The sequence below is a fragment of the Rhodococcus sp. EPR-147 genome, assembly GCF_001647185.1.
GTDB lineage: Bacteria > Actinomycetota > Actinomycetes > Mycobacteriales > Mycobacteriaceae > Rhodococcoides.
Window position 1 is genome coordinate 1 of sequence record NZ_LVCU01000355.1, and the last position, 3,886, is coordinate 3,886.

Sequence of the window (3,886 nt, forward strand, 5' to 3'; positions counted from 1 at the left end):
AGCTGGTCAGGCGACAATGAATGCAACAAAGGTCCGCGAAAACATCCGATAAGTTCGATATACATAAAAAAACTGCACCGCCGGATTGTTTCCAATCAGGCGGTGCAGAGTGCGGTGAACGTCATGCGCCGCGGCGCTTGACCTTCAGCAGGTCCAAACGCTCTTTGAGAAGCTCCTCGAGCTCGTCGACCGAACGACGCTCGAGCAGCATGTCCCAGTGCGTACGGGGAGGCTTGACTTTCTTGGCCTCCGGCGCGGTTCCCTCGATCAGCGACCCTTCCAGACCGTTGCGGCAAGCCCAGGTTCCGGGAATCTCGGCATCGTCGGCGAACGGTACGTCGAACTCCTCGCCGTTGTCGCACCGGTAGCGCGCAACGCGGCGGGGCGCCAGGTCGTGATCACGGTCGGTCTCGTAGCTGACCGCTCCCAGTCGGCTACCTCGAAGTACACGATCTGCCATGGTGAAGTCCTCTCCATCGATAGTAGGTACGTGCGTCGAAGCCATCCGTCGACATCGAACTACACCGTCTACCCACTGATCTACAACGTCGCCGCGCGTCGGTTCGTTCCCGGGCCGATGAGTCCCGGTGCGATCCCATCGGCGCAGCTTATCGGGCGATCTTACCTCGCGGCCGCAGTAGGCTGAACGACCATGTCCGCCAGAACCCGCCGCGACCAGACATGCGCCTGGTGCGGGCGCCCGGTCGCCGATACAGGAACCGGCCGTAAGCGGCGGTACTGCCGTCAATCGTGCCGTCAGCGAGCCTACGAGCAGCGCAGCGCGACGAAAGGGACGTCGATTCCCGACGACGCCGTCGTGCTGACCGCGGAGGAGGTGTCGGCCGTGGCAGACAGAGCGTTCGAGGTTCGGTGTGCCGCCGAGGACGTCAGCACGGCGGTGGCGGAAGGTGCCGACGCTGCGGAACTGCACCGACTGTGCGCCGAGCTGTTGGCCAAAGCTCATGACGCAGAGCGACTGCGCTGAACTGCGGTTCCTTACTCGTTCACCGACTCCATGGACAATGGTCGTACCGCCCGCGCGACTGCGCAGGCGGTACGACCTAGTGAGGAGCTCCATGGCGTTCTGGGATCAACTCAAATCCAAGGCACAGGAATTGAACGGCCAGCTGCAGACCAAGACCAGCCAGTTCAAGAACAAGGAATTCGCCAACGGCAGCATGGCCATGTGTGCCCTGATCGCGGCGGCGGACGGCACCATCGATCCTGCCGAGCGCCAGAAGAAGGCATCACTGATCGCCGGCAACGAGGCTCTGAGAGTGTTCGAGCCCGACGAGCTTCGGCAGAAGTTCGACTGGTACTGCGACAAGCTGCAGGGAGACTTCGACTTCGGGAAGGTCGAGGCGACAGCCACGATCGGCAAGCTGAAGTCGAAGCCCGACCAGGCACGGGCCGTCATCCAGATCGGCATCATCATCGGCGGCGCGGACGGCCACTTCGACGATCACGAGAAGGCTGCCGTGCGCAATGCGTGCTTCGCAGTCGGAATCGATCCGGCCGAGTTCGAGCTCTGAGTCCTTCCGTACGGAAGGACCGCGGTAGTCGATCGTGCTGACGGCGATCGACGAAGTCATCAGGCGACTTCGTCGATCGCCGTTCTCGTCGGCAGTCGTCCGCTGTGAAATGTGGCGTATGCCGGGATACTAGGGGCACTCCGACGGCTTGTGCCGACGTCGAAAGATCCGTTGGAGATCCGGTTGCAGCCCACCAGCAAAGGGACCGTGCATGACAGTTGCCGCGATCTACCTCGTCATCGCCTTCGGTCTGGGCGGACTCGCCATGGTGGTACGGCTACCTCCCTTGGTCGGGTTTCTCGCTGCCGGTTTCGTCATCAATGCGCTCGATGTCGGTGAGGTGCCCCAGCTCGAGCTGATCGCCGACCTGGGCGTGACACTGCTGTTGTTCGCAATCGGTCTCAAGCTCGACGTTCGTATTCTTCTGCGCCGGGAGGTGTGGCTGACGACATCGGTGCATCTGGTGGCGAGCATCGTGGTCGGTACCACCGTGCTGTGGCTCGCCGCCGTCGCCGGGTTGGCCATGTTGTCCGGCCAAAGTCTGACGACGATAGCGTTGCTCGCATTCGCGATGTCGTTCTCGAGCACGGTGTTCGTGGTCAAGGTTCTGGAAGAGCGAGGGGAGTCGCACGCCCTCTACGGACGGGTGGCGATCGGTGTCCTGGTCATGCAGGACATCGTTGCCGTGGTTTTTCTCACCATAACCAGCGGCTCGCTACCGAGCCCATGGGCGGTGACGCTCGTACTGCTGTGGCCGGTGACGCGGATCCTTCGGAAGATCTGGAGCGGACTCGGCCACGGCGAGATGCAGTCGCTGTTCGGCATCGTGATGGCGCTGGTCCCGGGTTACGCCCTGTTCTCCGCCCTGGGGCTCAAGGGGGATCTGGGCGCACTGGTCATCGGCGTGTTGCTGGCATCGCATCCGGCCTCGTCGGAACTGTCACGATCGCTGTTCCACATCAAGGAACTGCTCCTGGTGGGCTTTTTCGTCTCGATCGGTTTGTCCGGGCTGCCGGACCTACCCAGTCTCGGTGTCGCCCTCCTCATGGTGCTTCTGCTGCCACTCAAATCCGTCCTGTACTTGGCGCTGTTCGCCCTGATGAAGTTGCGATATCGGACCGCGCTCCTGGCCGGACTGAGCCTGATGAACTACTCCGAATTCGGCCTGATCGTCGTGTCGGTAGGAGTGACGACCGGCCTACTCGCACCGGCCTGGCTGGTCGAGATGTCGATCGCCGTGGCTTTGAGTTTCGTCGCGTCGGCTCTGGTGAACGGTCGTGGCCACCTGATGGTCGAGAAGATCGCGACCCGTCTACCCGAGCAGGACGAGTCGAGCTTGCATCCCGAGGAACGCTCCGGCGATGCCGGCGACGCCGAGGTGGTCGTGATCGGAATGGGGCGTGTCGGGTTCGCGGCATATCAGCGGCTCACCGATCACTACGGCCTGGATGCCGTAGGAGTCGACTACGACGGGCCTCGCATTCGTCGCCTGGCCGATCAGGGATTACGAGTCATCGAAGGGGACGCAACCGATCTCGATTTCTGGCATCAACTACGGCATTCCGAGTCGGTACGCATTGCCGTGCTCGCGATGCCGCGTCACGGTGCCAATGTCACAGCACTCGCCTGTCTGCGCGAATCCGGATTCAGTGGAACAGTCGCCGCAGTGGCCCGCTACGACGACGAAGTGCAGTGGGCCAAGGAGCACGGCGTGGACATCGCGTTCAATGTCTACGCAGGTGCGGGGTTGGAATTGGCGGATCAGGTGGCCACCACTTCGCCCGATCCCGTCGGCGACGAAAACGACCCCGACCTCGATACCTCACAGTCCGAGAAGGTCCCTCGGCCGACCACGAAACCGGTACCGCTCGACGAGCATCCATAACCGACCCCGCCTGGAGCATACGAAGGCCAGGGGAGAGACACCGACTCGGCCACTGGACCGCGGCCTGCTCGTCCCAACTCCACCCTTACAAAACGTCACTGTGACGCTTTGTAAGGTTGAAGGTGGGGCGAGGGGAATGCAAGAGAGTGACGCAAGCTCCATCTGATTCACACATTTCGTCCAACCGTCGCAAGGAGCTGCCCGTTGGACAACAGCGCCGAGTGTCCGCCGCAGCGCTCGAGTGGGACGTGCACACAGCGTTCGACGCGGAAGCGTTGTGAATGGGTCGGCCACAGGAACCGAAGTCGCGCGGCGTCCGTCGAGACACCCCTGAACTGCGGCTCCTTTTTGCCGATAATCAACATTATGTCAACTAGTAGATTGGTTATCAGCACTTGGCGCGAATATCTCTGCTTCGTGTAACTGCCCCCGTGCTTCGCCGATACTCGCCTGAGCTGCATCGATACCA

General features: G+C 62.0%; 4 protein-coding genes. 3 read left to right on the plus strand and 1 reads right to left on the minus strand.

All coding sequences use genetic code 11. The features are described 5' to 3' along the window. Positions 1–121: 121 nt before the first annotated feature. Positions 122–460 carry an RNA polymerase-binding protein RbpA gene (locus A2J02_RS16140; RefSeq protein ID WP_027497120.1) on the minus strand — a complete coding sequence of 113 codons (339 nt, stop codon included), beginning with the start codon at positions 458–460 and terminating at the stop codon, positions 122–124. A 192-nt stretch (positions 461–652) separates the two neighbouring features. On the opposite strand from A2J02_RS16140, the gene A2J02_RS16145 reads away from it, so the two are divergent. The 3 genes from A2J02_RS16145 to A2J02_RS16155 all read left to right on the plus strand — a co-directional run bounded on the left by A2J02_RS16145 (position 653) and on the right by A2J02_RS16155 (position 3,417). Next, complete coding sequence (locus A2J02_RS16145) at positions 653–985, plus strand: hypothetical protein (protein ID WP_068051195.1); 333 nt, start codon at positions 653–655, stop codon at positions 983–985. A gap of 91 nt (positions 986–1,076) precedes the next feature. Beyond that, positions 1,077–1,532, plus strand: a complete 456-nt coding sequence (locus A2J02_RS16150) for a tellurite resistance TerB family protein (protein ID WP_068051197.1) — start codon at positions 1,077–1,079, stop codon at positions 1,530–1,532. 211 nt (positions 1,533–1,743) lie between these two features. Further along, the gene (locus tag A2J02_RS16155) at positions 1,744–3,417 is read left to right on the plus strand and encodes a cation:proton antiporter family protein (protein WP_068051199.1); all 1,674 of its coding nucleotides are present in this window, start codon (positions 1,744–1,746) and stop codon (positions 3,415–3,417) included. Positions 3,418–3,886 lie beyond the last annotated feature (469 nt).